Here is a 24303-nt window from a genome sequence, read left to right as displayed (position 1 = left end):
GATGTTCACGGAACGTACGACGACGTCGCTGAAGTTATTGCCGCCTCTCACCAGGCCGGCGCTGGCGTCACTTGTGCCGGCAGCCGGCCCGCCACGCGCGGAGTGCGGACACCGATGATGAGTAGGTACAACACCATCCAGATTTCTGCGATGGCCGGCACAATGCCTAGGTAGCTATGAATCTGCGTTGCGAGTGCGGGAAACAGGAACGCGAGGGCAACATCGACCAGGTAACTGGCTGTGGCCAGGATGAGGATGAAGCCAAGCGCCCTTGGGAATAGCTTCGATTTGATCACCAGGTAGCCCAAGGGTGCCAACCACAACCCGAAAAAGACCTGTGCGGCAAGGATGCCGTAGTGCTGGATGTCCAGCAGCAGAAGCACCAGTGCATTGGACCCCAGCAGCCCGAAGGCATCCGTATAGGAGCCGTTTGTTGTTACCTGGAGCGCCACATAAGTGAAGACTGCACTGACCGAAATAATGCCGGCGGCGACGATCACAGCCAGCACCATGAGACGGCCCGCATGTTTGCCTGCGTGCTTGAGCAACAGGTAAAGCGTCACCGCCGTCAGGAGAAAGAAGACGGCGTCCACGAGGTGGGAAACGACGCCGATCCGCACGAGTGTGGGGTTCTCCGTCACGTTGCCGGCGGTTGCCGCCGCGTCACCGGCGACATAGAGGAAGGGGTCCATAAACCCCGCAGCGAAGCCGCCCGTGATTCCTACCAGGAGGTAGAACACTCCTGCAATCCTCGCAAGGCGCTTGGGTGACGCCGGTGTAAGCCTCGACGATGCCGGTGCCGGTGCCTCGGGGAGAACCCCGTGTGAATTACTCATAACCGTTCCTTTGGTGAATCCGTGAACAGTTTCACGGAATGTGTACAGCGTACACGCAGTAGTGTACTAAGTACACGAGAAGTAAGTGGGAATTTTCGATGGCCGAGCGAAAAGGGACGAGATGTCAGAAGCGAGCACTAACGCCGGGACACGCCGTCGACCCCTCACCAGGGAGCGCGTCGTTCAGGCTGCCATTGCGCATGCGGACGCTGCGGGACTGGAGGGACTGACAATGCGCCATGTCGCCAAGACACTGAACGTCGCTCCCATGGCCCTCTATCGCCATATCTCGCACCGGGATGACCTTATCGATGCGATGATCGACATCGTCTTCGGTGAGATTCCGGTTCCTCCTGTGCAGGGGGAGTGGAAAACAGCAATGCGGGAACGGGCGCTCTCGCTCCGGGACGCACTTGCGCGCCACCGGTGGGCGATCGGACTGATGGAGTCACGAAGGCGGCCTGGAGCTGCCAACCTGCGTCATCATGACGCGGTCATCGGCAACCTCCGTGGGGCAGGGTTCGATATGGCGATGGTGGCACACGCCTACTCGCTCCTCGACGGATACATTTACGGCTTCGCACTCACAAAGATGAGTATGCCCATCGATACCCCGGCCGAAATCGAAGCGATGGCGCAGGACATGTTTGAGCCGTTTCCTGCCAATGAGTACCCAAACCTGGCGGCGTTCGTGACGGACCACGTTCTGCAGCCGGGCTATGACTTCGCGGAGGAATTCGAGTACGGCCTCGACGTGATCCTGGACGGACTGGAACGAGCCCTCAGTTAGAGCCGAATGCCCTTCGACGGTACCTTTGCGACCTTCAATCCGGACATCAGCTGCCAGTGACGGACCAGTCGCGAGCGTCATGTGCTCGTCGTCGGCGGTAATAATCCCCAAAGCTATCCCGTGAGGGCAAAGGGAGACGAGAATAAACGGCAGCGGGATGTGATCTGGACGGAGATCTCCCGCGAGGCGGGGCCCGTTTCCCCCGATGTGGCCCCGCCGCCTCACTGCCTCCCTTCCCAAGGAATCAGCAAGCCCCGCGGGTGATGATTGTGCTGGGAGCGGCCGTCATGACCTGACGGACGTTCTCACCGGGCAGGGTCCGCTTGCTCAGCCTTCGGCAGCGGACCGGCCCGGTCACCTGTGCTCCTGGTCGAAGGCTTACCGACCCGTTGAATCCAGAATGAAGCGCGCGGCTTCCTCCGGCTGGTCCCAGTGGGGGAAGTGCCCGCAGTTCTCGAAGACGTGCAAGGTGGCGTCCGGGTAGAGCGACATGGCGACTGCCGCTTCGCTGAGCGGAGTCACCTTGTCCTGCCGGCCCCAGCCGAACGCGAGGTTTCCCTTGAGTGTGCCCTGCGGCGCACCCAGCTGCCGCGGCCCGTGTGCCAGTGACCTGCGCGCCTCATCGAGACTGGGGGAGGTACTGAATCCGCGAAGCTCCGTGAGCACCAGGTCCGGATCGAGTTTCCACGGAGCCGCCGAGAACTGCGCGAGCAGTGCGGTACGGCCCGCAGCCTGCTTGACCAGTGACGGCAGGATGGACTGGATCCGGCGCACCAGCGCGATGGACGCCGTGATGGTGCTGTTGAAGATGCGCACCTGGGTGTCGTTCCAGAATCCACCGGGATCCAGCGCCACGACGTTGCCCGTGTGCCCGCGGCGAGCCATCTCGACCACCATGCGCGCACCCATCGAACTGCCGACAATGTCAGCATCCTCAAGGCCCTCCTCGCGAAGGAACCGTTCGACGGCGGCGGTCAGGGTGTCAATGGTCACCTCACCTGTGAGGGGCTCGCTCTTGCCGAATCCGGGCAGATCGACGGAGATGACCTCACGCTTTTCCTGCAGCATGGGAAGGACCGGATCCCAGTTACGGATGCTGGATCCGAGTCCGTGGACGAGGACAAGCGGTGTGCCGGAGCCGGTTCGTTCGGTGTTCAACATGTGGATCGTGTTCCTTCCGTCGCAAGGCTGTTCGTCGTACCAGGGCCTGTGGATGCCTCGCGTCAGGAGATGAAAGCTCTACCGCCAGAACACCGCAATGATGATGTTGAGCAGCGTCAGGCCGCCAATTACTCCCAGAATGGCGGACGGCACTGCGTCCTTCTTGCGGTTGATGAAAGCCAGTACGACGACGGCGACCATCACCAGGAGCTTCACTCCAATTTTGATGTTGTCGACTTCCGCCAGATCTCCGGCTTCGAGAACGCCGACCAGTCCCAGCCCGGAGACCAGCTGAAGCCAACTGCCGTGCATGATGCCCGGTGTCACCACGGCCCCGCCGGTACGCATGCTCCGAATCTGCGCGATGACGCCACCCAGGATGGCAGCAAGACCGACAAAGTGCAGAACGAGGAGCAGGTTGCGCAGGAATTCCATGGCACCAGCTTAGGTCGTGGTCTCCTCACCCGCGGGGTACGGCGAGACCACTACGGCGGCGCGCTGCCGGTCAGCAAAGCGCACCGGTATCCTTGAGGTGATGCCATTCGACGCTCCAAAAACACCAGCAAAACCGCCTGCGCAAGAGGCACCCACAGCGCCTGCATCTCCCGACTGGCAGCGTAGCCTCGACTCGCTCCTGAACCCGAAGCCTGCTGCGCCGGTGAATACGTACTCAGCCAGCGGCTACTCCACCCGTCCACCCGGGCCTGCGGTTCCCCTGGCGCTCTCCTTCGAATTGCGTGAAGACGCACCGCGTTCCTCGCCCAGCCGGTTCAAGCGGCAGGACCCGGGCGTGCATCTCGACATCCGACCCGTGCAACGCAGCGCCGGCGGCACCTGGATCACCGGCCAACTGCGCTGGCAGAGCTTCTTCGCCGGGTACAACAGAGCGGGCTTCGAGGAAGCGCACTGGGACTGGATGTCCACCTTCGCGGCAGTCCGCGCACGGAGCGCAGGTACGGGTCAGGGCCCCGGTGACTCAATCAGGGTGGACGATTTCCGGAGCCCGCTGCTGTGGGACCTGTTGGTGCGCGGACGAGAGGCAGGAGTGCAGTTCATCACCGCTGGAAGCGGGAAGGTAACGCTCCACAACACCGCGGAGGTAAGCCTCAATGTGCAGGCCGACGGCGGCGGACTGATCCTCGCGCCCCACGTGGAGGTTGACGGCGATGCCCTGGATCCGACGTCGATCGGTCTGGTCGGTTCGCCGGTCCACGGTATCTTCTGGTGGGACCCGGAGGACGCAGACGCACCGCTGTCCGACCGGAATATCGGACTTGCGCCCACGTCCACTCCGATTCCGGGGACCCTCCGTTCCCTGGTGACTGCACGAAGCCCGCTGCAAATTCCCGAAACCGGCCGCGAAGCCTTCCTCCGCGATTACTATCCCCAGCTGCACCAGCAGGTGAACCTCATATCGAGGGACGGCTCGGTTGAGTTGCCGGAGATCCCGCCGCCTTCCCTGCTGCTGGAAATCAGCTACGCGCCCACCGCAACCGGCTCGCGCCGTCGTGCCTCCGATTCCCCCGCGCAGACTGAGGCAGTGCGGTTGAGCTGGTCCTGGGAGTACACCCAGGGAGGAACGACGACGGCGCACCCGCTTCCCGACGACGGCACGGGCCACCGGGACCAGCCGGCGGAAGCCGGCACCCTGGCCGCCGTTGCCGGCGTGCTCGACGGTTTCCGCGCAGCCTGGTATGACGCCTTTCCGCGGCCGGCGGACGGCTTTCCGGGCCGGCCGGAACCGAGGGAACTGCACGGCGTGGCCGCCGCACGGTTCGTCGCCGAACTGGTGCCGCAACTCGAAGCTCTCGAACAGGTGCGCGTTGTGCAGAGCGAGGACGTCCCCGACTACACGGAGCTGACAGAGCAGCCAATGGTTTCCGTGAGTACCAGCGAGACGGACGACCGCGACTGGTTTGGCCTCGGCGTCAGCGTCTCGCTGGGCGGCACGGAGGTTCCGTTCGGCGAGTTGTTCCGAGCGCTCGCCCTCGACGAGGACCACCTGCTGCTGCCTGGTGGCGGCTACTTCTCGCTGGACCAGCCGGAATTCTCCCAGCTCCGCCGGTTGATCGAAGAAGCCCGGGCGCTGCAGGACAAGGACACTGCTGAGCTGCGGATCAGCCGCTTCCAGGCAGGCCTATGGGAGGAGCTGGCGGACCTCGCAGCCACTGCCGAACAGGCCGAGTCCTGGCGGAACTCGGTGTCCGCGCTGCTTGAGCTGTCCGAGGTGCCTGCCAGGGACGTGCCGGCCGGAATTCAGGCAACGCTGCGGCCCTATCAGCAGGAGGGCTTCAGCTGGTTGGCCTTTCTCTGGGAGCACGGACTCGGCGGCATCCTGGCCGATGACATGGGGCTCGGAAAGACGCTTCAGGCGTTGGCGCTGATCGCGCATACGCGGGAGACGCACACGCGGGAAGCGGGGCAGGAAACGCGGCCATTCCTTGTCGTCGCTCCCACGTCCGTGGTGCCCAACTGGGCGGCCGAGGCTCACCGGTTCGCGCCGAACCTGCGCACCGAAGCAGTAATGGATACGCTCCGCCGCAGCGGTGCCGATCCTGCCGTGCTGGCGACCAGCAACGACGTCGTAATTGTGTCCTATACGCTGTTCCGGCTGGATTACGAGGCCTACGCCGCACAGGAGTGGGCAGGGTTGATCCTGGACGAGGCGCAGTTCGTGAAGAATCCGGTGACCCGGGCCAGCGAGAATGCGCGGGACTTCCCGGCGCCGTTCAAGCTGGCGATTACCGGCACACCGATGGAAAACAACTTGATGGAGCTGTGGTCGCTCTTTGCGATCACCGCCCCGGGCCTGTTTCCCAGCTCCAGAAAGTTTGCGGAGTACTATCAGCGGCCCATCGAGAGGGAGTCCGACGCCGAGAGGCTGGCTCAGCTGCGGCGCAGGATTCGTCCGCTGATCACCCGCCGCACCAAGGAGCTGGTGGCGAGGGACCTTCCGCCCAAGCAGGAGCAGGTGCTCGAACTTGAGCTTTCTCCCCGGCACCGCACCATCTACCAGCGGCACCTGCAGCGTGAGCGCCAGAAGGTGCTTGGCCTGCTCGCTGACATGAACAAGAACCGGTTCGAGATTTTCCGGTCGCTGACGATGCTGCGGCGGTTGAGCCTGGACGCGTCGCTGGTGGATGAGAAGTATGCAACGGTTCCATCGAGCAAGCTGGACGCGCTGTTCGAGCAGCTTGAGGACCTTGTTGCGGAGGGCCACCGGGCGCTGGTGTTCAGCCAGTTCACCGGGTTCCTGGCCAAAGCAGTTGAACGGCTGGAGGCAGCCGGAATGGACTATGCCTATCTGGACGGAAAAACCCGCCGACGTGCGCAGGTGATCGAGAAGTTCAAGTCCGGAGAAGCGCCCGTCTTTCTGATCAGCCTGAAGGCGGGCGGGTTCGGTCTGAACCTCGCCGAAGCGGATTACGTCTTCCTGCTGGACCCGTGGTGGAACCCGGCCAGCGAAAACCAGGCGGTGGACAGGGCGCACCGGATCGGGCAGCAGCGCAACGTGATGGTGTACCGGCTGGTGGCAAAGGACACCATCGAGGAAAAGGTGATGGCGTTGAAGGAGAAGAAGGCGAAGCTCTTCACTGCAGTAATGGACGACGACGCCATGTTCTCTTCCGCTCTCACCGCCGGCGATGTGCGGGGCCTGTTTGAGTGAGACGGCTGGCGGTACTGCTTTTTTAGAGTGGCACGCAACGTCTAAACCAGTAGGGCGACCGGCATGATCGTGCCGTTTTGTCGATTTTGACCTCAAAACCTGGCTGTTCTCAGGACAGATAGGCACGAATCGAAACGTTCGTACCGTTTGATGCTCGATTGCCGTTGAAAAGCTCGTCAGGGGCCCACATACTGAAAGAATCGGTACGATCGTGCCGGACGAGGAGTGGATAAAAGTGGCTTTCGAGCAGACTCTTGCGGAATCCGTGCGTGCCCGGCGCGTCGCCGAGCAGCTCACGCAAGCTGATCTCGCTGACCTTGCCGGCGTTTCGGAACGATTCGTCCGATCCGTTGAACACGGGAAGCCGACGGTCAGGTTGGAGTCGCTGCTGGTGGTCCTTCGCACACTGGGACTAGATCTCGCTGTCACGGGCTGGCGCCGCGAGACGCAGGGCGCTGAAGGGCCCGAATCGCAGGGCGGTGGCATCCGATGAAATCATTCGAGGATGTCAAGGGTCAGCGGCAGGCTGACGTCTACAAACGGGGTGTCCTCGCCGCCCAACTGGAACGGTATGAAAGCGGGACACGGTTCAGCTATCTGCCGGAATACCTTGTGACGGGCGGTCCAGCAGTGGCGGCATCGCTACCGCTGTCATCCGAAGCCGTGATCCTGACCGGTGGCGCTGTGCCCCCTTTTTTTGCTGGTTTGCTGCCTGAAGGGCGCCGCCTCTCATTGCTGCGCAGGGCCGTAAAAACGTCGATGGACGATGAACTGTCCCTTCTGCTCGCAGTGGGAGGTGACACGGTGGGTGATGTGCAGATCGTCCCCAGGGGCAGTTCCGTGACGGAGGGTTCATGGGGCTGCATCCCGCCGCTAAATATGATGTGCCCTATGAACAGGTGTGCCGGGAACTCATCGCACTCTGCGATGCTCCGCTTCCGGCGCTGCGCAACCTGGCGCTGCAACTGGTCTTCGCCTGGCTGACGGGGAACGGCGACCTTCATGCGAAGAACGTCTCTCTCCTGCAGGATGCGCTCGGCGGGACCGCAATAGCGCCGGTCTATGACATTCCGTCGACCGTGGTTTACGGAGACAGATCACTTGCTTTGCCCATAGCGGGGAAGCGGACAGGTATCTCGCGCAAGCATCTTTTGAGGTGGATGGAGGATGTGGGCCTGCCGCAGCGGGTAGCCGATCGGGTTCTCGACATTGCTTTGAGTGCGACCGGCACTCTGATTGACGACCTTCGTGGGGGAGCGGTTCCTTTCTCGGACGCCGAGATCAGGAGTTGGGTGACGGAACTGAAGAACCGCAGGCGGCTGGTCGAGGAGTAAGGCTCGCGGCGGGGCATGCAAATTCTCACCAAACGGCAGAAACAACCTCAGCCCACGTGCTGGACCGTGGCGCCGAGGAATTCCCTGAGCGAGGTCCCTTTCACACCGTAAGTTTCCGCCATGCCCGTCATGTCCATCGGGGAATCATAGGTCTCCAGTGCCGTGAGGAGCTGCACAATGAATTCCGGCATCCCGGGTACCGGTTCACCCAGAGGAACTGTGCGGACCTCCACCGGACGGCCCAGGAACTGCTCGAACGTCGCGACGACGTCCCGCCAGGAGAGCGGTTCCGGACCGCCCACCCGAACGGTTTGATTCTCGGACGCGCGGGAGTGGAGCGCGGCCAGGGTGTAGGCGGCGACGTCGGACACCGCCACGAAGGAGTGCCTGCGCTCGCCGGAGCCAACCAGCGTGACAGGGCCACCCGACAGCGCCGGACCCCCGACGACGCCCATCAGCAGGAGGTCGATATACACGTTCGGCTGGATCGACGTCCAGACCATGCCGGATTCGGCAAGGTGCTTTTCCGTCTTTCCCTTCGCCTGAAGCAGCGGCATGGTGCTGGCGGGGTCCGCGCCAAGCGATGAGATGAAGATGAACCGCCCGACCCGCTCGGCAGCGGCAGCATCCACCAGATTGCGGTTTCCGGTCAGATCCACTGACTCGATGGTGTCGGCCCCGCCCCGCGCCGTTGAGTTCGCCGTAGTGATGACCGCGTCGACACCCTTGCAGGCTTCGCGGAGTGAGGCCGGATCCTTGAGGTCACCGAGGGCAACCTCCGTGGTCGGCCCGAAATTGCCCACAGCATCCGGCCGGACAAGGACACGGACAGGTTCGCCCTGCTGAATGAGTTGCTGCGTAATGAGCCCGCCGAGCTTGCCGGTGGCTCCGGCTACGAGAATCATGATGCTTCCTTTGGGCTAGCGGTCCAGTTGGTGAGTGAGAGCGGCGGTGACGCCCCGGGCGTCGTCGTCGACCGGTTCCAGAAAGAATCGGGCGCCGGTGATTCTTTCAGTACCGACCGTGAAGATAACGACGCCGCGCAGCAGCTTGGCAGAGCCGTCACGGCCGGTGCCGCGATGCTCCCATTCGGTCCAGACCACCTGACCGTCGATGGCCGCGCTGACAACGCTCGTCTGGATATCGGGAAGAGATTCGAAGATGGTGCGCCAGTTCTGCCGAACCTGATCCACTCCGGTGAAGCTGCGTGCCGGGTGGGCCGGTGTGATGTTGACGTAGTCGTCCGCGAAACAGGCGGTGAGGGCATCGAGGTCGTGGTCGTTGACGGCGCTGACGAGCCTGTCGATTACCCGTAGCGGGCTCCGCTGCGGGTCATCTGCATGAGGGTGTTCCTGGTTGCCGTTCATCGGCTAACCTTTCATTACAGTGCTTTGTACCCAATACCAAGTATGGAGCTGGCAATGCCTCCGGTCAATGGCCGTCGCCCCTATAATTCAAGCCGCCGAAAGGCACTCGCAGAACAGACGCGCGCCATGGTTCTTAATGTCGCGGAACAGCGGTTTCTGCAGGACGGCTACGCTGCGACAACCGTGGCCAGCATCGCGGCAGCGGCGGGTATCTCCGCGGAAACTATCTACAAGTCGTTCGAGAACAAGTCAGGGTTGGTCCGCGCCATCTACGAGCGCGGCTTGACCGGCACGGGTGACACTCCCGCCTACCGACGCTCGGATGACATCCGAGAACGCATCGATGATCCCCGGGAGCTGATGCACCAGTGGGGCACCCTCACGGCTGAAGTGGCGTCGACAGTTACCCCGATCCTCCTGCTCATCCGCTCCGCAGCCGCGACAGACTCGTCGATGGCCGGACTGTTGGAGGCTAGTAACGCGCACCGCGTGGAACGGATGAGGCATAACGCTGAATTCCTGGCCGAACGCGGTTTCCTGAAGGAAGGGACCACCCTCTCGGACGCCATCGATGTTCTGTGGACGGTCAGCTCCCCGGAACTGTATGAACTGCTGGTGCTTCAGCGCGGATGGACGCCGGCACAGTTCGCAACCTTTGTCGCGGACACCATGAGTGCGGCGCTGCTTCCGCCGCGGACCTAGGGTGAGCCCCAGTCTTTGAGCGCACTGGAGGTGTTCACCTGCTGTAGTGGTACCGGCACTGGGCGATACGGACTTCCTGCTCCACCACCTTGTACACGAGCCTGTGCTCGTCGTTGATCCGTCGAGACCAATACCCCTGAAACCCGTGCTTCAGGGGCTCGGGCTTTCCAATTCCTTCATTCCCGTTCCGCTGCACGTCCCGAATGAGTATATTGATTCGTTTGAGGATCTTGCGGTCTTCAGTGTGCCACCAGAGGTAGTCCTCCCACGCTGACTCGTCCCAGACCAGCGTCATTCGGCGAGCTCGTGGGTCACACCCTTGCTGCTTTCAAGGTTCTCGATGGCACCAAGAAGTCGCCGGGCGTTCTCCGGGCTGCGGAGAAGATACGCGGTTTCCTTCAGCGACTGGTAGTCGTCCAGCGAAACAATGACGACGGGGTCCTTGCCGGCACGGGTGATCACCACTTCTTCACGGTCATCGAGCACTGCGTCAAGAGTGGCAGCGTAGTTCGCGCGGGATTCAGAATAGGTCATGGTTTTCATTGTTACCTCCTTGCGTACAGTTTATTGTACGCAAGGAGCGTGCTCCCGTGAACACCTCGATGACTTTCAGTGAGCTTCTCCCACGGCGGAGGAAGCAGTCAGGCCGGGAGGTCCGCCGCCTTCGCGTGGGTGGACGCGTCCCGGTAGTCGGTGTACATGTACGGGTTGTCCAGGATCTTGGTCTCCGGAACGTCCGGGTTCATGCCCTTCTGCCACGCTTCTTCGCCGAGGGTCGAGCGCAGGTGCTCCACGGTCGACTCCACCTTCGCGCGGATTCCCGGCAGGTCCGCACCGATCAGGCGGTGGTTGTGCTTGACCACCCGTCCGTTGACCAGCACGGTGTGTACGTCACCACGCCCGGCCTGCAGCGCCACATGCCCGTAGGGGTTGAGCAGAGGGAAGGACGTAGGGGAGTGATCGTTCTTGACAAGGACGACGTCGGCCTTCTTCCCCACCTCAAGGCTCCCGACCGCGTGGTCCAGGGAGAGCGCCGCAGCGCCTCCGCGCGTAGCCCAGTCCACCACGTGCTCAGCGCGCAGCGCCGAGTGGGTGATGGTGTCGCCGGCTTCGTGCGCCCGCATGTGCTCGTAGGATCGGTCTGCACCGAGGGTCGTGCGCATCGCGACGAACAGGTCGCTGCTGAACCACACACTGGTGTCGATGGACAGGGACATCGGAATGTCATGCTGGCGCAGAACCCACGACGGCGGATACCCCTGACCGCAGCTCTGCTCGCTCTCGGTGGACAGGGACACAGACCCGCCGGTGGCAGCGATGCGCTGGTAGGAATCGCGGCTCAGCGTCGCGGCGTGGACGTAGACCGTGCCGGGCGTCATGAAGCCGTGTTCGTGCATCAGCCGGACGCCGTCGTCGTTGGTTGCTCCCCACACGCCCGCGTGGGTGGTGACGGGCAGATCCAGTTCGCGGGCCACCTCAAACGCGCCCTTTTCCGGGAAGGATGGATCGCCGGTGACATCGAACGCCAGCTGGAACTTCAGCATGTCCGAGCGCGGGTTGCGACGCTCCACAAAGCTCTTGAAATCCGGGTTCGAGGTCCACTCGGACGGCCCCGCGAAGATGTTGCCCGGCGCAAAGACGAAGCGGCCGCCGGTTCCCTCGAGGGCTTCGAGCGCGGCCTCGGCATGGTCAAGCGTGCTCAGCCCGTGGGACCAGTCGACGCTCGTGGTGACCCCGGCGTCCAGCGCATCCCACGCCGAGAGCAGGTTGCCGGCGGCGATGTCCTCGGGCCGGAATGCCGTGCCGTGCTCCAGGTAGTACCAGACGAAGTACTGGGTGAGCGTCCAGTCGGCGCCGTAGCCGCGCATCGCGGTCTGCCACATGTGCCGATGGGTGTCGATCATGCCCGGCATCACGATCCCGCCGGACGCATCGATCTCCTCCGTACCCTCCGGCACCTCCAGGGACTGGCCGATAGCCTCGATGTTCTCACCGACAATGAGCACGTCGGCATCCTGCAGGACCCGCTTGGCGCCGTCCATGGTCAGCACGGTTCCGTTGCGGAAGACGATCGGACGGCCCGGCTGGGGTGCTCGCGTTTCAGTGGTCATCGTTGACTCCTTTGAGTAGGGGTAGGTGTAAGGAAAGGTGGGGAGAGACTGGGGTTGGTGCCGCCGTCGTCATGTTGGTTGCCCTGCCGGACGGCGGTTCAGGACAACTTTGAGGAACACTGCCGCGGAAAGGCCGGCCAGTACGACGACGGCGAGCCCGACGGCGGTGCCTCCCAGGAACGGTGCCGCCTGGGGATAGGCGGTGGTCAGCAATGCATCCAGTGACCAGGCGCCGGCGCCGGTGAAGGCAAGGACGATGCCCAGGACTGCGAGGACGTAGGGGTATTCGCCTCCCTTTTTGGCGTTCCAGAAGGAACCGGCGCTGAGTTGGGAGGTGGCACCGGCAACCGCCATGGTTCCGGCTGCTGCCGCCGCTCCCAGCGGGGTGAAGAGACCGAGCAGCAGCGAGACGGCGGCCAGGGCTTCAGTGATGCTGGCCAGAAGGACCATGGGCTTTCCGGGGCGCAGGCCCAGTTGCTCGAAGGCACCAGCCATGGTCGTGAGGCCGAGCCCCTGGAACCAGCCGAGCGACTTCTGGGCGGCATGAACCAGCAGAACCAGGCCCAGGAGGAGCCGGAGGAGGAGGATTCCTTCATGCATGGTGGCCGCCGTCGTCGTCGGGATTATGTTGGTGGTTGTTAGAGGGCGATGGAGGGGTACGGTTTGCCGGTCCAGCTCCCAAGGCGTTTAGCCCAGGCGAGCTGGTAGGACAGCGGGCCCTGTTCCTTCGCCCAGTCCTCGTCGAACAGCCCGATGAACAGGGTGAGGTAGAGGAAGAAGTGGGCGCCGTACTCGAAGAGCCACTCGTAGTCGTAGGTTTCCAGGGCGCGGCGTTCGTCGTCGGTGAAGGACAGCCAGGTGGTCTTCTCCGCGGAGTTGAGCCACTGGCCGATCTCCGCTTCCCAGTCGGTGATGGTGGCGGCGGGGTCGGCCTTGTAGCGGGCCACCCACGCCGGGTCGCGGTCCACGGTGTAGAGGAACTTGTTGACGTAGTACTTGCTCACGCCGGGACACCTTCCTTTGATTCCTTGCTGGTTTCTGCGCCGGCTTCCGCGGTGGCGTAGACGGGGCCGAGGCTGGCGTGGGAGGACCGGGCTGCGCGCTCGGCGGCGGCGGCCAGCTTCCCGGTTTTGTTCGGGTACCACGTCATGTACATTTCGCGGGTGTGGAAGAGGTCGAGCTGGTCGACGTAGTCCGCCTGCTGCGGTCCGGCGATGCCCATCATGAGAATCAGGTCCATGAACCCATGGGTAGCGTTGCCCACGGCGGCCATCGAGTCATGGGTGACGCTGGAGAGGATGGCGTCGATGTTGCCGGTGGAAAGCCATTCGATGGCCTGGGCATCAAACTCGGGGTCCGGGCCGTGGTTCCCGAACATCCGCGGTCCGCCGAGCTCCAGGGACAGGTGGCCCGTGCCGATGGCGGCGACCTTCTTGTCCGAGGGCCACGCGTCGATGATTGTGCGGATGGCCCTGCCCAAATCCCAGAACCGCTTCGGCGAGGGCATGGGCGGAGCGAAGATGTTCGTGTAGATCGGGACGATGGGCAGGTCGGCCTGCGGGCGGACGGTGATGATCGGGCAGACGATCGAGTGGTCGATCTTCAGTTCATGGCTGAAGGAGAAGTCGAATCCGGCGTCCAGCAGGCCCTGGTGCAGGTAATTGGAGAGCTCCAGGTCGCCGTCGAGCAGGTAGGTGGGGAGGCCGAATTCGCGTTCCTCGTTGTAGAAGGTCGCGTCGTACTTCTCCTGCTTGCCGATCAGGAAGGTGGGGTAGTTGTCGAGGAAGAACTGGTGGAAGTGGTCGGCGCCGACCATCACCAGGACGTCCGGCTCGGCGGCGGCCAGGGTCTCCCGGTAGGCCTCGACCTTGCGCTGCCACTCGTCGGCCTGGGGGAGCCGGTTCTCGGAAGTGTCGGTGGTGGCCTTGAGGTAGAACGGGTGGTGGGTGCTGGCCAGTACGGCCGTCAGATCAGCCATGGGATGTCCTCTCTCCTGCTCAGGCGCTCTGGTCGGGGTCGACATAGACCGCGTTGCGGTCCACGGTCATATAGACGTCATTGGCGATGGGGTTGCGCTTTTCCTCGGCAATCTGGCCCAGCAGCCCCGCGGCACGGGCCAGCAGGGCGAACCCGCGCAGCAGATCGGTGGGCAGGCCCGCATCGGCGAGTGCTGCTCCACAGACTCCGGCACCGTTCAGGGGAAGACGGCGGCCGAGGGCGGTCTCGCTCATCCGGCCGATGGCCTCGAACAGGCGCAGGTGCGGGCCACGCACTCCTTCCTCCTCGGCAATGCCGATGAGTACGGGGGTGCGGGGGTCGCCGTCCTTGTGGTTCGGGTGCCCGAGCCCAGGAACAAACTTGCCCGCCGCGCGCTGTGCGCGGATGGCGTCCAGGGCCATCGCGTCCCAGCCGGCGTCGTCGTCGGGCAGGTCACCGTCATGGGCAGCGAGGGTGGCGGCGAGGAACTGTCCGCAGTCCTCGGTGACGCCGAGGAATCGTGATCCGCCGCCGAGGAGGCCGGCGGCCATTGCGCCCTGGATCGAGTCCGGGGCGCTGAGGTAGGTGAGGCGGGCGGCGATGGCCGTGGGGGTGAAACCGTGGTCGGCCAGGGCAACGAGGACGGATTCGAAGACACGCAGTTGGCCGGGGGTGGGGCGGCGCATGGCAACCAGCCAGTAGGCGAGTTCGCCGAAGCTGATCTTGCCCATCAGGTCCTGTGCCAGGTCCTGGCCGAGGAGGTTGATCTGGGTGGGAGTGGAGGTGCCCAGCGAGGTGGGGAACTGCGGCGTCGTTCCGGTCTTTTCGGGGGTGACGGTCATCGGGTTTCCTCCTGTGAGGCTGAGGCCCCTGCGGTGGTGGGATGTGCTGTCCGGGCTGCACCGGTCTGGGCGCCGAGCCAGGCGCGGATCTGATCGCTGTGTTCGCCAAGTTCAGGCGGGGCCAGGTCGTAGCGGGCGGGAGTGGCGGAGAAGGTGATCGGGTGGCGCACCACGGGGACTGCGCGGTCGCCGGTGCCGGCGGTGGCCACCGGTTCCAGCCCGAGTTCCTTGGCGTATTCGACGCCCTGACCGATGGTGTTGATGGGACCGTTCGGTACGCCGACCGCGTTGAGTTTGGTGAACCAGTGCTTGGCGGTGTTGGTCTTCAGCCGGTCGACGAGCAGTGGGCGCAGTTCCTCCCGGTTGGCCGTGCGGTCGCCGTTCTCGGCGAACCGTGGGTCATCGGCAACGTCGGGGATCTCGAGAACCTCGCACAGTTTGCGGAACTGGGCGTTGTTGCCGGCGGTGACGATGAGGTCGTCGTCGGCGGTGGGGAGCGGTTCGTAGGGGAACAGGCTCGGGTGGGCGTTGCCCATGCGGTGGGGGACCACGCCGCCGGCCACGTACGCGGTGGTCTGGTTAACGAGCCCGCTCATCGCCGAGGCCATCAGGCTGGTCTCCACATGCTGGCCGACGCCGGTGGCATCGCGGTGGCGCAGGGCGGCAAGGATGCCGATGGTTGCGTGGAGGCCAGCCATGACATCGAACACGCTGATGCCGGCGCGGTACGGGCTGCCGTTGGCGTCACCGGTGAGGCTCATGAGGCCGGACATGGCCTGGACAATCAGGTCATAGCCGGGGAGCGAAGCCCCTTCAGCTGAGCCGAACCCGCTGATGGAGCAGTAGATCACTGCGGGGTTCTCCTCGCGCACCGACGCGTAATCCAGGCCGAACCGCTTCAGCCCGCCGGGCTTGAAGTTTTCAATGACGACGTCGGCACGGCGGGCGAGTGCCTGCGCGGTGGCGCGGTCGTCGTCGTTCTTGAAATCGAGAACGATGGACTTCTTGTTGCGGTTGATGGCGGTGTAGTAGGTGGAGACACCGTCGGCACGGACCGGGGGGACCCAGCTGCGGGTGTCGTCTCCGCCGGGGCCTTCGACCTTGATGACTTCCGCGCCGAGGTCCGCCATCAGCATGGTCGCGTAGGGGCCGGCGAGCACGCGGGAGAAGTCGGCGATCACCACGCCCTCGAGTGGTCGGGCGGTCGAGGAAATCTCTGGGTCTGACACGGAAGACCTTTCCGTTGGAGGAGGTTCTCGGGTAGAGTGTCCGCTAGACGGACACTTGTCCGACGGATGCGAAGTTCCTCAATGATGGAAGCGGATCGCCAATGTGTCAAGGGTCACGACGTCACTCATCACCAGCGCTAGGGACGTGTCATGCCTGAGCGCGGGCAGGGAGCGGATTTCATCGAGGCGCTGGCGCGGGGGCTGGATGTGCTGCGTCATTTCTCGCCGGAGCATCCGGTCATGAGCCTGAGCGAGGTGGCCAAAGCGTCAGAACTTGCCCGGCCCACCGCCCGACGCATCCTCTTGACGCTGCAGGAGTTGGGCTACGTCCACGTCCGGGACGGGAGCTTCTCCCTCACGCCGAAGGTGCTCGAGCTGGGCATGGCCTATGTCGGGTCCCTCGGGCTCTGGGACATGGCGCGGCCGCACCTGGAGTGGCTGGTGGAGCGGACGGGGGAGTCGTCCTCGATGGCGCAGCTGGACGGGTCGGACATCGTGTACGTTGCCCGGGTGGCCGTGCCGAAGCTGATTGCGTTGCGGGTGGATATCGGCACCCGGTTCCCGGCGATGCGGACGTCGCAGGGGAAGGTCTTGTTGGCTGCCCTGAAACCCGCGGAAGCGCTGAAGGTTCTGGCTGAGCCGTCCCGATCAGGCCTGCCCAGGAGCCCGGAAGTGACCGACGCGCACGTTCGCGAGGCGCTGGCTGAGGTCCGGCAGAGTGGCTACGCGCTCGCTGACGAGGAGCTTGCACCTGGGGTGCGCTCCATCTCGGTGGGAGTACGTGATGGAGCGGGAGTGGTGCGGGCGTCCATGAACGTCACCGTTCATGCCCAGGAAACCAGTGTGGAGACACTCATCAACGAGTACCTGCCGCTGCTGCAGGAAGCAGCTGCGGCGACCAGCGCGGATTGGGCCCGCTGGCAGGCCCGGCCGGTCAAGGCGATGCGCTAGGAGTTCGCCGCTCCTGCCTGGCTTGCCTCAAGTGACTCAGGAAAGCACCCGCCGGGCTGCGTCAAGAACAGCATCCAGATGGATTCCGCGCAGGCGCATAACTTCTGCGCCGGATCCTGACTCGCCGAACTCCTCGATGGAGACCACCTCGCCTGAGGATCCGGCCCAGCGGTACCAGGCATCACCCCGTCCGGCTTCGATTGCCACCCGGGCAGTCAACGACGGCGGAAGCACCGAGTCCCGATACTCACGCTCCGCTTCGCTGAACCATTCAACGCAGGGCATGGACACGACCCGCGCGGCGATTCCTCCGCGCTCAAGAACTTGGGCAGCCTCGATCGCCAGCGACACTTCGCTGCCGGTGGCGACCAACGCAAGGTCGTTTCCGTCGCCGCTCTGCCACCGAACAAAGCCGCCGGTTCTGGCACCGTCTGCAGTGTCGCCGTCGGACTTCAGGACCGGCACATCCTGCCTGCTCAGCACCAGCGCCACCGGCCGCTGTGGGGACGCGAGAATGCGTTGCCAGACTGCGGTGACCTCCACAGCGTCAGCCGGCCGGACGACGTCGAGCCCCGGCACAGTGCGCAGGGAGGCGATTTGCTCCACCGGCTGATGGGTGGGGCCGTCTTCGCCGACCGCCACCGAATCATGGGTGAAGACGTAAATCACGCCGAGGCCCATGAGTGCCGCCAGTCGGATGCTCGGGCGCATGTAGTCGCTGAAGACCAGGTACGTGGATCCGAAGGGACGCCAGGGCCCGTGCAGGGCGATGCCGCTCAGAATCGCGGCCATCGCGTGTTCGCGGATGCCGAAGCGGATGAACTCGCCGCCCGGGTTGCCGGCCGAGAACGGCTTGCCGTCGACGGTGACATTGGTCGAGCCGCTCAGGTCGGCTGAGCCGCCCCAAAGCCGAAGCGATTCCTGCAGCGCCTTGATCACCGCGCCGTTGGTCTTGCGGGTAGCCACCGGATCTCCCGGAGAACCCGCGGCGATTCCAGCCAGCGGCGACGGATCGGTGGCGCCGTCCCGGAAGGCGTTCCAGCGCGCGGCGGCTTCGGGCTGATCGGCTTCCCACGCGCTATGCGAGCGTTGCCAGGCGGCGTGCAGCGCGGCGCCGCGCTCAGAGGCAGCACGGGTGTGGGCCAGGATTTCCTCGTCCACCAGGTCTTCCAACCCAGCCGTGGGGGAGTAGCCCAGCGATTCCAGGACCGCGCCGACTTCCTCCTTGCCGAACCCGCCTGAGTGCGCCGCAGGAGTCCCGCCGAACTTGGCGGAGGGCGCGCCGATGACGGTCTTCACGGCCACGAGCGTCGGCTGGCCGGTCCGTTCGGCGGCGGCACGGAGGACGGATTCGATGACTGCCAGATCGGTGGCGTCCTCGATCTCAAGGACCCGCCAGCCGTAGGCGCGGTAGCGGGCGCGGACGTCCTCGGAGAAGGCGCCGGACGTGTCGGCGTCGATCGTGATGCCGTTGTCATCCCAGATGAGCACCAGATTGTCGAGACCCAGGCTGCCGGCGAGGCTGGATGCCTCCGATGACACGCCTTCCTGCAGGCATCCGTCCCCGGCCAGCGCCCAAACGGTGTGGTCCAGGTGATTCGAACCCGCGGTGAAAAGTGCCGATTCATGCCTGGCTGCCATGGCCATGCCGACGGCGGAGGCAACTCCCTGCCCCAGTGGCCCGGTGCTCATTTCCACGCCGACGGTGTGGTGCACCTCCGGATGGCCAGGAGTCTTCGACTTCAGTGAGCGGCTTGCCGCCAGGTCCTCGAGAGTGAGCCCGTACCCGGTGAAGTACAGCTGGAGGTAGAGCAGGAGGCTTGCGTGGCCGGCGGACAACACGAACCGATCCCGAGCCGGCCAGTGCGGATGCTGCGGTGAATGCCGGAGTATCCGCGAGAACAGGACGTGGGACAACGGCGCCAATGCCATTGCCGTACCAGCGTGTCCGTGTCCTTTCTGCTGCACGAGGACGGCTGGAATCGCCTGCGCAGCGGCGACCGCGCGGGCGTCCGCAATGGAAGGAAGCCCAACGGTGGAAGAATCTTCTCTAGTCACGGACGCCACTTTGGTATACACCTGTACTTAAGTCAATGGTTGGATGATGTGCGGCCGCAGTCGGCCGGGAGAAGGGGACGCAATGGTCAAGGGGATGGCAACCGGCTCAGGTGTGGCATTGAGTTTGATTCGATCGGGGCGTGCCACTACCCGGAACGACCTCATCGAGGTGCTCGGTTGGTCGCGGATCACCCTTGCCCGCCGGCTCGACGAGCTGCTCGACGCCTCCATCATCGTCAGCGTTGGCCAACTGGACTCCCGGGGCGGAAGGCCGCCGGAAACCTTCGCCGTCAATGCCGACGCAGGCCTGCTCCTCGCCGTCGATATCGGCGGCTCGCACACCCGCCTGGCCATCACCGATCTCACCTCGACGCTGCTGGCCGAAGATGAGGCGGATATCGGTCTCAATGAAGGCCCCACCGAGATTTTCGAATGGGCAGGGCAGGTCTTCGATTACATGCTCCGCAGCATGGGCAAGGAGCGTAGGGACGTCGTCGGGATCGGTGTCGGCGTGCCGGGTCCGGTCGATGTGGCAACCGGACGGCTGGCCAGTCCACAGGTCTATCCCGAGTGGGACGGCGTGCTGGTGCGTGAATATTTCAAGACCCGTTATGACCACGCCGTGTTCGCTGTCGACCGGGACGTGAATGTCATGGCGCTCGCGGAGGCACGGAAGGCGCCCACTGAGGAGCCGAACCTGGTGGTGGTGAAGGCTGGAATGGGACTGGGGTTGGGGTTCGTCACGGACGGCCGGGTCTACCGGGGAGCGCGCGGCGGTGCCGGCGACGTGAGCTGCCCGACCCTCGGCGGGGACCGCCTGCAGCGGTTGGAGGAGGTTGCCAGCGGTGCCGTGCTGAGGGCCAGATTGCTGGAGCGCGGCTACACGGTCCGTACCAGTGCGGACATCGTGGAGCTTGCGCGCAAGGGTGACCAGGCGACGCTTTCCCTGATTGAGGAAACGGCGGCGATCATCGGGCAGACGCTTGCCGACGTCGTCGGCCTATTGAACCCGGAAGCGGTGATCATCGGGGGCAATCTGGCCCAGTCCGGGGATCCGTTCCTGCAGCCGATCCGGCAGGCAATTTTCGACGGCGCCAGGGACTTCGCCACGCGCGGCCTGGTGGTGGAGCCGAGCCGGCTGGGCCACGCGGCGGGCGTCACCGGTGCATCACTGCTTGCCCAGGATGCGCTCTTTGAACCCGGCCGGATCAGCCGGATGACCCGCACCGGAACCACCAAATAGCTAAGCCGGTTGACGATAACAAATTGAAATCCACTTTGGGTTACTTGTAGACATAAGCCCCTTTGCGACGGTAGCGTGTGACGTGCGCCACCCCCTGCCCCACCAACGCAAAGGATTTGCTGTGAGCCTGAATCTTGCCGAAGAGCTGTCGTCGATCACCACGAAAGCGACGGCCTCCGACTGGAGGGCAGCAATCCGCCTCGCTGGTGACGGGCTGGTGGCCGGTGGCGTCACCACCGAGGCCTACACCGAGGAAATGATCACGGCTGTGGAGGAACACGGACCGTACATCGTGATTGCCCCTGGAATTGCGCTGGCACACTCCCGTCCAGCGGAGTCGGTCCTCAAGGGTGGATTGAGCTGGGTAAGCCTGGAAACCCCCGTCGAGTTTGGCCATGCATCGAATGATCCGGTGACCCTGGTTATCGGGTTGGCTGCGCTGGACCACACCGCGCATATCGAAGTACTCAAGGCAGTTGCCGGTGTGCTCTCCAACAAGGAGGTCCGGGCGCGGCTTGAAGCAGCGGAGACCCCGGATCAGGTCCGCGACCTCCTCAGTGGCCTGGCCACCAAGTAAACCGACCCTCATCAACCTGGACTGAAAGGCATCTCATGAAAATCGTCGCCGTATGTGGAATGGGCATTGGAACCTCAGTGCTCCTGAAGATGAATGCAGAGAAAGTTCTCGCCTCACTGGGCATCGATGCGGATGTCGAAGCCGCAGATATCGGTGTGGCCCGAGGCGCAGCCCAGACCGCGGACATCGTCCTCACCTCCGACGAGCTCGCACCCGAGATCGGTGACGTTCCGGCGGAAGTCATCATCATTGACAACTTCTTCGATCTCGACGAGATCACCGAGAAGCTCACGCCGGCCGTCCAGTAGAACCTTTCCGTCCAGAACAGTAGAGAAGGAGCTCCCACGATGGAGTGGCTCGTTGTAGTACTGAATTTCATAGGTCAACAGATTTTGAATGTGCCGGCCTACCTGATCGGCATCATCACCGCCATCGGTCTGATGGCCATGCGCCGCAATTCCGGGCAGGTGATCGGAGGCGCGCTGAAGGCAGCGCTGGGCTTCCTCATCCTCGGTGCGGGAGCCGGCGTCGTCGTCGGTTCATTGGATCCGCTGGGTGCGCTGATCCTGGCCGTCACCGGTGCCCAGGGGGTGATCCCCACCAATGAGGTCATCACCGCACTTGCGCAGGAAGAGTTCGGTGCGCAGAGCGCGTATGTGCTGACCCTCGGGTTCATCGTGATGCTGATTCTGGCGCGCTTCACCCCGCTGAAGTACGTGTTCCTGACCGGCCATCACATGGTGTTCATGGCAACCATGCTCACCGTGGTGCTGTCGGTTGGATTCGGTGACGGCCTGAGCTGGCTCGTTGTTCTCATCGGTGCGCTGCTGCTGGGCGTGATCATGGTGGTCATGCCGGCGTTCGCCCACCCGTGGACAAAGAAGATCACGGGCAATGACACCATCGCTATCGGCCACTTCGGCACCCTCGGCTACATCGCCGCCGGTGCGTCCGGCCAGGCTGTGGGCCGGCGGAGCAAGTCCACCGAGGACATCAACTTCCCGCAGGGGCTCAAGTTCCTCCGCGACTCAATGGTTGCCACCTCGCTTTCCATGGTCCTCATCTACATGGTGTTCGCGATCTGGGGCCTGATCGCCCTTCCGCTGGAGGAGGCCCTGGCAATCTTCGGTGCAGCCGATGCCGGTGCCTTCATCATGGCGGGCTTTGGGCTGGCGCTGCAGTTCGGTGTTGGCGTTGCGGTCATTCTCTACGGTGTGCGGACGGTGCTGGGCGAGCTGGTTCCGGCGTTCCAGGGCATTGCCGAGAAGGTTGTTCCGGGCGCCAAGCCCGCGCTGGATATCCCGATCGTGTTCCCGTTCGGTGCCAATGCAGTGCTGATCGGCTTCCTCAGCTCCTTCGCCGGCGGCCTGATCAGCCTGGGCATTCTTGCCATCTGGCTCAACCCGATGTTCGGACTGGCTTTGATCCTGCCCGGCATGGTTCCGCACTTCTTCACCGGTGGCGGTGCCGGCGTCTACGGCAACGCGACGGGTGGACGTAAGGGTGCTGTGATCGGCGGGTTTGTGAACGGCGTGATCATCACCATCCTGCCGGCGATCCTCCTGCTGGTACTCGGCGAGCTTGGCTTCGCCAACAGCACCTTCGGTGATGCGGACTTCGGCTGGTTCGGAACCCTGATCGGTGTGAGCCTGCTGGGCGGCACCACGCTCGGTGTTGTCTTGACCATCGTGATTGCGATGGTGCTGGTGATCGCGGCGATCGCTTTCCAGCGCAAGTTCGTGGATACCGGCTGGGTTCCCGGAGCCAACCGCCAGGAATGGCTGGACGGTCTGAAGGCCGAAGAGAAGGCCCGTGCCGATGCGGAGAAGGCGCGCAAGGCTGAGGAGCGGAAGACTGCTGCGGCGTCAAGCGCTGAAACGGTGCCCCAGAAGGCTGAGTAAGGGTTAGGGGTAGGAACGGGCGGCACCGAAGGCGGTGCCGTCCTTTCCTCATTCTGGGGTGAGTTAGCGAACGACGACGGCGGGCGGCGCCACCGCGGTGCGCAAGCCTTACCTCGTCAGTTGCCCTGCAGCCGCTCGTAGTACTCGGTCCACTTGCTCTGCGCCCGGTTGTACACGGCCTCCCAGTTCTGAGCCCGCTCGCTTTCCGCCGCTTCCCAGTTTTCCGCCCGCGTTTCCTCGGCCCAGTTCCAGACGGTGGTGCGCCGCTGGTCAAAGAAATCCCAGATCTCGCTGCGGACGTCGTCGTCGATCTCTCCGCGAAGGAGGTTGGCCACCCGCTTGCCGCGCTCGGCCTCATCATTGGCAGTGCGTTTCAGTTCGGTGCTCACTTCATTGACGGTCCGCTTGATATCACTGCTGGCCTCGCCGATTGCCGCCAGTTCGGTGCTGCGCCACTCGTTCCAGGCGCGGAGCATCGCCCGGTTCTGCTCCTTCCAGTAGGCGTCAAGGTCTGCCGGTGAGTTGGCCTGGGTGTACTTGCCGCCGCCGGCTGCGGCAATGGCAGCGAGTGCTGCCTGGTCGGCGTCTCCGGCCTGGAAGCCAATGACGTTCACCACGGGCTTGATGCCGGAGGTTCTCAATTGCTTGGCAGCCTCGACGGGGTCTCCGCCACAGGTTTCGACGCCGTCGGTCACCACATAGACGATCCCGTCCGTGGTGTTGTCGGGGAAGTCGGAAGCGGCATCGCTGATGCCCTGTGCAAGCGGGGTGTAACCGGTCGGCTGGACGGAGGCGAGGGTCTCTTCCAGCCCGGCGTCGTCCGATTCGCCGGAGTAGAGCACCTCGGTGGTTGCGCAGGATTCGGCCTTGCCGGCTTCCGAGGCGTCGCCAGCGTGGCCGTACACGCGCAGGCTCACGGTGCTGCCTTCCGGCAGTTCCTCGGTGAATGCGAGCAGTGAGGCCTTGGCAGCCTCCATACGACTGCCCTCTGCGGAGCTTTCAGCCATTGAATTGCTGGCATCGAGCACCAGGGCGAAGTGGTTGTTCCCGACGCTCTGTTCTTCAGCCGGGGCAGTTCCGTTTGCGGTGGGTTCGTCGCCGCGCTCGCCGGTACCGGGGTCAAACCGGACGACTGTCTTGACGTTCTCGGCGTAGTTGCCGTGGATGAGCGCGAGGATCGCGTTGCTCCATTCGTCGGCGGTCTGCGGATCGCTTTCCCGCGCAGCGGCGAGGATGTCTTCCACCGTGCCCGCCTCGGCGTTGGGGCCGGGTTCGACCAGCAACGATTCTTCGAGTTCGGTCAGTTCGCGCGGTGCGTCGTCGAAGGGAACCGTGGCGAGCCCCGCCGCGCCGGCGGTTGCTGGAGAGCTGGAGGCGGCCGACGTCGTCGTTGGTTCAGGGGAAGCAGAGGTCCCCGGTTCGGCAGGCTCTCCGCCGGCACAGCCGGTGACGAGCGCGAGGGTGGTCGCAATGAGCAAGGGGGAGCGCAGTGAGCGCATGGTGAGACTTCCTTTGGTGCACAGTTTTCCCAGTCGAAGAAGTAATTGTACTGAGATC

The 24303-nt window shown here is 64.1% G+C and carries 25 protein-coding genes and 1 pseudogene; 11 read left to right on the top strand and 15 right to left on the bottom strand.

Translation table 11 applies throughout. From position 1 onward, the window contains the following. Positions 1 to 47: 47 nt before the first annotated feature. Positions 48 to 836, bottom strand: a complete 789-nt coding sequence (locus P4U43_RS00595) for a DUF4386 domain-containing protein (RefSeq protein ID WP_277356987.1) — start codon at positions 834 to 836, stop codon at positions 48 to 50. A gap of 121 nt (positions 837 to 957) precedes the next feature. On the opposite strand from P4U43_RS00595, the gene P4U43_RS00590 reads away from it, so the two are divergent. Beyond that, positions 958 to 1626: a TetR/AcrR family transcriptional regulator gene (locus P4U43_RS00590; protein WP_277356986.1), complete on the top strand. Its 669-nt coding sequence runs from the start codon at positions 958 to 960 to the stop codon at positions 1624 to 1626. Between the two features lie 378 nt (positions 1627 to 2004). Here the strand turns inward: P4U43_RS00590 and P4U43_RS00585 are convergent, their stop codons facing one another. Together P4U43_RS00585 and P4U43_RS00580 are read right to left on the bottom strand one after the other, a co-directional pair. Then, the gene (locus P4U43_RS00585; RefSeq protein WP_277356985.1) at positions 2005 to 2787 is read right to left on the bottom strand and encodes an alpha/beta fold hydrolase; all 783 of its coding nucleotides are present in this window, start codon (positions 2785 to 2787) and stop codon (positions 2005 to 2007) included. A 78-nt stretch (positions 2788 to 2865) separates the two neighbouring features. After that, complete coding sequence (locus tag P4U43_RS00580; RefSeq protein WP_056550394.1) at positions 2866 to 3222, bottom strand: hypothetical protein; 357 nt, start codon at positions 3220 to 3222, stop codon at positions 2866 to 2868. A 100-nt stretch (positions 3223 to 3322) separates the two neighbouring features. On the opposite strand from P4U43_RS00580, the gene P4U43_RS00575 reads away from it, so the two are divergent. The 4 genes and pseudogenes from P4U43_RS00575 (at position 3323) to P4U43_RS18015 (ending at position 7788) form a co-directional block, all read left to right on the top strand. Further along, positions 3323 to 6454 (top strand): DEAD/DEAH box helicase, encoded by a 3132-nt coding sequence (locus tag P4U43_RS00575; RefSeq protein WP_277356984.1) that lies wholly within the window; start codon positions 3323 to 3325, stop codon positions 6452 to 6454. Between the two features lie 235 nt (positions 6455 to 6689). Continuing rightward, positions 6690 to 6947 carry a helix-turn-helix transcriptional regulator gene (locus P4U43_RS00570; RefSeq protein WP_277356983.1) on the top strand — a complete coding sequence of 86 codons (258 nt, stop codon included), beginning with the start codon at positions 6690 to 6692 and terminating at the stop codon, positions 6945 to 6947. Further along, positions 6944 to 7219: pseudogene (locus tag P4U43_RS18020) on the top strand (HipA N-terminal domain-containing protein); the annotation flags it as partial. The gene P4U43_RS00570 and the pseudogene P4U43_RS18020, both read left to right, overlap by 4 nt. Before the next feature lie 89 nt (positions 7220 to 7308). Then, a complete protein-coding gene (locus P4U43_RS18015) occupies positions 7309 to 7788 on the top strand; it encodes a HipA domain-containing protein (RefSeq protein WP_318532991.1) in 480 nt (159 codons plus the stop codon). Positions 7789 to 7835: 47 nt separating this feature from the next. Here the strand turns inward: P4U43_RS18015 and P4U43_RS00560 are convergent, their stop codons facing one another. Both P4U43_RS00560 and P4U43_RS00555 read right to left on the bottom strand, forming a co-directional pair. Next, the gene (locus tag P4U43_RS00560; RefSeq protein WP_277356982.1) at positions 7836 to 8693 is read right to left on the bottom strand and encodes an SDR family oxidoreductase; all 858 of its coding nucleotides are present in this window, start codon (positions 8691 to 8693) and stop codon (positions 7836 to 7838) included. Between the two features lie 15 nt (positions 8694 to 8708). Further along, positions 8709 to 9155, bottom strand: coding sequence for a nuclear transport factor 2 family protein (locus P4U43_RS00555; protein ID WP_277356981.1), 447 nt, complete (start codon positions 9153 to 9155; stop codon positions 8709 to 8711). Positions 9156 to 9209: 54 nt separating this feature from the next. Between P4U43_RS00555 and P4U43_RS00550 the strand changes: the two genes are divergently transcribed. Then, positions 9210 to 9857, top strand: a complete 648-nt coding sequence (locus P4U43_RS00550) for a TetR/AcrR family transcriptional regulator (protein WP_277356980.1) — start codon at positions 9210 to 9212, stop codon at positions 9855 to 9857. Between the two features lie 34 nt (positions 9858 to 9891). On the opposite strand, the gene P4U43_RS00545 is transcribed toward P4U43_RS00550, so the two are convergent. The 8 genes from P4U43_RS00545 to P4U43_RS00510 form a co-directional block, all read right to left on the bottom strand. After that, the gene (locus P4U43_RS00545) at positions 9892 to 10152 is read right to left on the bottom strand and encodes a Txe/YoeB family addiction module toxin (protein WP_277356979.1); all 261 of its coding nucleotides are present in this window, start codon (positions 10150 to 10152) and stop codon (positions 9892 to 9894) included. Further along, the gene (locus P4U43_RS00540) at positions 10149 to 10391 is read right to left on the bottom strand and encodes a type II toxin-antitoxin system Phd/YefM family antitoxin (protein ID WP_449658164.1); all 243 of its coding nucleotides are present in this window, start codon (positions 10389 to 10391) and stop codon (positions 10149 to 10151) included. Before P4U43_RS00540 ends, P4U43_RS00545 begins: the two co-directional genes overlap by 4 nt. Before the next feature lie 107 nt (positions 10392 to 10498). Further along, a complete protein-coding gene (locus tag P4U43_RS00535) occupies positions 10499 to 11968 on the bottom strand; it encodes an amidohydrolase family protein (protein ID WP_277356977.1) in 1470 nt (489 codons plus the stop codon). 69 nt (positions 11969 to 12037) lie between these two features. Then, entirely contained in the window at positions 12038 to 12568 is a 531-nt protein-coding gene (locus tag P4U43_RS00530) for a DoxX family protein (RefSeq protein WP_277356976.1), read from the bottom strand. A 38-nt stretch (positions 12569 to 12606) separates the two neighbouring features. Then, positions 12607 to 12972 (bottom strand): hypothetical protein, encoded by a 366-nt coding sequence (locus P4U43_RS00525; RefSeq protein ID WP_277356975.1) that lies wholly within the window; start codon positions 12970 to 12972, stop codon positions 12607 to 12609. After that, the gene (locus P4U43_RS00520) at positions 12969 to 13946 is read right to left on the bottom strand and encodes a DODA-type extradiol aromatic ring-opening family dioxygenase (RefSeq protein WP_277356974.1); all 978 of its coding nucleotides are present in this window, start codon (positions 13944 to 13946) and stop codon (positions 12969 to 12971) included. Before P4U43_RS00520 ends, P4U43_RS00525 begins: the two co-directional genes overlap by 4 nt. A gap of 19 nt (positions 13947 to 13965) precedes the next feature. Then, positions 13966 to 14787 carry a citryl-CoA lyase gene (locus tag P4U43_RS00515; RefSeq protein ID WP_277356973.1) on the bottom strand — a complete coding sequence of 274 codons (822 nt, stop codon included), beginning with the start codon at positions 14785 to 14787 and terminating at the stop codon, positions 13966 to 13968. Further along, entirely contained in the window at positions 14784 to 16016 is a 1233-nt protein-coding gene (locus tag P4U43_RS00510; RefSeq protein ID WP_277356972.1) for a CaiB/BaiF CoA transferase family protein, read from the bottom strand. The genes P4U43_RS00515 and P4U43_RS00510 overlap by 4 nt, the downstream gene beginning before the upstream one ends. Before the next feature lie 150 nt (positions 16017 to 16166). Here P4U43_RS00510 and P4U43_RS00505 point away from each other — a divergent pair, with 150 nt between their 5' ends. Then, complete coding sequence (locus P4U43_RS00505) at positions 16167 to 16967, top strand: IclR family transcriptional regulator domain-containing protein (RefSeq protein ID WP_277356971.1); 801 nt, start codon at positions 16167 to 16169, stop codon at positions 16965 to 16967. Between the two features lie 36 nt (positions 16968 to 17003). On the opposite strand, the gene P4U43_RS00500 is transcribed toward P4U43_RS00505, so the two are convergent. Beyond that, entirely contained in the window at positions 17004 to 19025 is a 2022-nt protein-coding gene (locus tag P4U43_RS00500) for a transketolase family protein (RefSeq protein WP_277356970.1), read from the bottom strand. 82 nt (positions 19026 to 19107) lie between these two features. Between P4U43_RS00500 and P4U43_RS00495 the strand changes: the two genes are divergently transcribed. The 4 genes from P4U43_RS00495 to P4U43_RS00480 all read left to right on the top strand — a co-directional run bounded on the left by P4U43_RS00495 (position 19108) and on the right by P4U43_RS00480 (position 22746). Next, entirely contained in the window at positions 19108 to 20268 is a 1161-nt protein-coding gene (locus P4U43_RS00495; protein ID WP_277356969.1) for an ROK family protein, read from the top strand. A 121-nt stretch (positions 20269 to 20389) separates the two neighbouring features. Further along, positions 20390 to 20845 (top strand): PTS sugar transporter subunit IIA, encoded by a 456-nt coding sequence (locus P4U43_RS00490; RefSeq protein ID WP_277356968.1) that lies wholly within the window; start codon positions 20390 to 20392, stop codon positions 20843 to 20845. A 35-nt stretch (positions 20846 to 20880) separates the two neighbouring features. After that, the gene (locus tag P4U43_RS00485) at positions 20881 to 21153 is read left to right on the top strand and encodes a PTS sugar transporter subunit IIB (protein ID WP_056550377.1); all 273 of its coding nucleotides are present in this window, start codon (positions 20881 to 20883) and stop codon (positions 21151 to 21153) included. 39 nt (positions 21154 to 21192) lie between these two features. Beyond that, on the top strand, positions 21193 to 22746 hold the full coding sequence (locus P4U43_RS00480) for a PTS ascorbate transporter subunit IIC (RefSeq protein WP_277356967.1): 1554 nt from the start codon (positions 21193 to 21195) through the stop codon (positions 22744 to 22746). A 116-nt stretch (positions 22747 to 22862) separates the two neighbouring features. Here the strand turns inward: P4U43_RS00480 and P4U43_RS00475 are convergent, their stop codons facing one another. After that, positions 22863 to 24245: a VWA domain-containing protein gene (locus P4U43_RS00475; RefSeq protein WP_277356966.1), complete on the bottom strand. Its 1383-nt coding sequence runs from the start codon at positions 24243 to 24245 to the stop codon at positions 22863 to 22865. Between the last annotated feature and the right edge of the window lie 58 nt (positions 24246 to 24303).

The organism is Arthrobacter vasquezii (assembly GCF_029455255.1).
Taxonomy (GTDB): domain Bacteria; phylum Actinomycetota; class Actinomycetes; order Actinomycetales; family Micrococcaceae; genus Arthrobacter_D; species Arthrobacter_D parietis.
This window is presented reverse-complemented; position numbering and strand designations above follow the sequence as displayed.

Coding starts and splice junctions, on each gene's coding strand:
- P4U43_RS00595 (WP_277356987.1), bottom strand. CDS start 836: ATGAGTAATTCACACGGGGTTCTCCCCGAGGCACCGGCACCGGCATCG.
- P4U43_RS00590 (WP_277356986.1), top strand. CDS start 958: ATGTCAGAAGCGAGCACTAACGCCGGGACACGCCGTCGACCCCTCACC.
- P4U43_RS00585 (WP_277356985.1), bottom strand. CDS start 2,787: ATGTTGAACACCGAACGAACCGGCTCCGGCACACCGCTTGTCCTCGTC.
- P4U43_RS00580 (WP_056550394.1), bottom strand. CDS start 3,222: ATGGAATTCCTGCGCAACCTGCTCCTCGTTCTGCACTTTGTCGGTCTT.
- P4U43_RS00575 (WP_277356984.1), top strand. CDS start 3,323: ATGCCATTCGACGCTCCAAAAACACCAGCAAAACCGCCTGCGCAAGAG.
- P4U43_RS18015 (WP_318532991.1), top strand. CDS start 7,309: ATGGGGCTGCATCCCGCCGCTAAATATGATGTGCCCTATGAACAGGTG.
- P4U43_RS00560 (WP_277356982.1), bottom strand. CDS start 8,693: ATGATTCTCGTAGCCGGAGCCACCGGCAAGCTCGGCGGGCTCATTACG.
- P4U43_RS00555 (WP_277356981.1), bottom strand. CDS start 9,155: ATGAACGGCAACCAGGAACACCCTCATGCAGATGACCCGCAGCGGAGC.
- P4U43_RS00550 (WP_277356980.1), top strand. CDS start 9,210: ATGCCTCCGGTCAATGGCCGTCGCCCCTATAATTCAAGCCGCCGAAAG.
- P4U43_RS00545 (WP_277356979.1), bottom strand. CDS start 10,152: ATGACGCTGGTCTGGGACGAGTCAGCGTGGGAGGACTACCTCTGGTGG.
- P4U43_RS00540 (WP_449658164.1), bottom strand. CDS start 10,391: ATGACCTATTCTGAATCCCGCGCGAACTACGCTGCCACTCTTGACGCA.
- P4U43_RS00535 (WP_277356977.1), bottom strand. CDS start 11,968: ATGACCACTGAAACGCGAGCACCCCAGCCGGGCCGTCCGATCGTCTTC.
- P4U43_RS00530 (WP_277356976.1), bottom strand. CDS start 12,568: ATGCATGAAGGAATCCTCCTCCTCCGGCTCCTCCTGGGCCTGGTTCTG.
- P4U43_RS00520 (WP_277356974.1), bottom strand. CDS start 13,946: ATGGCTGATCTGACGGCCGTACTGGCCAGCACCCACCACCCGTTCTAC.
- P4U43_RS00515 (WP_277356973.1), bottom strand. CDS start 14,787: ATGACCGTCACCCCCGAAAAGACCGGAACGACGCCGCAGTTCCCCACC.
- P4U43_RS00505 (WP_277356971.1), top strand. CDS start 16,167: ATGCCTGAGCGCGGGCAGGGAGCGGATTTCATCGAGGCGCTGGCGCGG.
- P4U43_RS00495 (WP_277356969.1), top strand. CDS start 19,108: ATGGTCAAGGGGATGGCAACCGGCTCAGGTGTGGCATTGAGTTTGATT.
- P4U43_RS00485 (WP_056550377.1), top strand. CDS start 20,881: ATGAAAATCGTCGCCGTATGTGGAATGGGCATTGGAACCTCAGTGCTC.
- P4U43_RS00480 (WP_277356967.1), top strand. CDS start 21,193: ATGGAGTGGCTCGTTGTAGTACTGAATTTCATAGGTCAACAGATTTTG.
- P4U43_RS00475 (WP_277356966.1), bottom strand. CDS start 24,245: ATGCGCTCACTGCGCTCCCCCTTGCTCATTGCGACCACCCTCGCGCTC.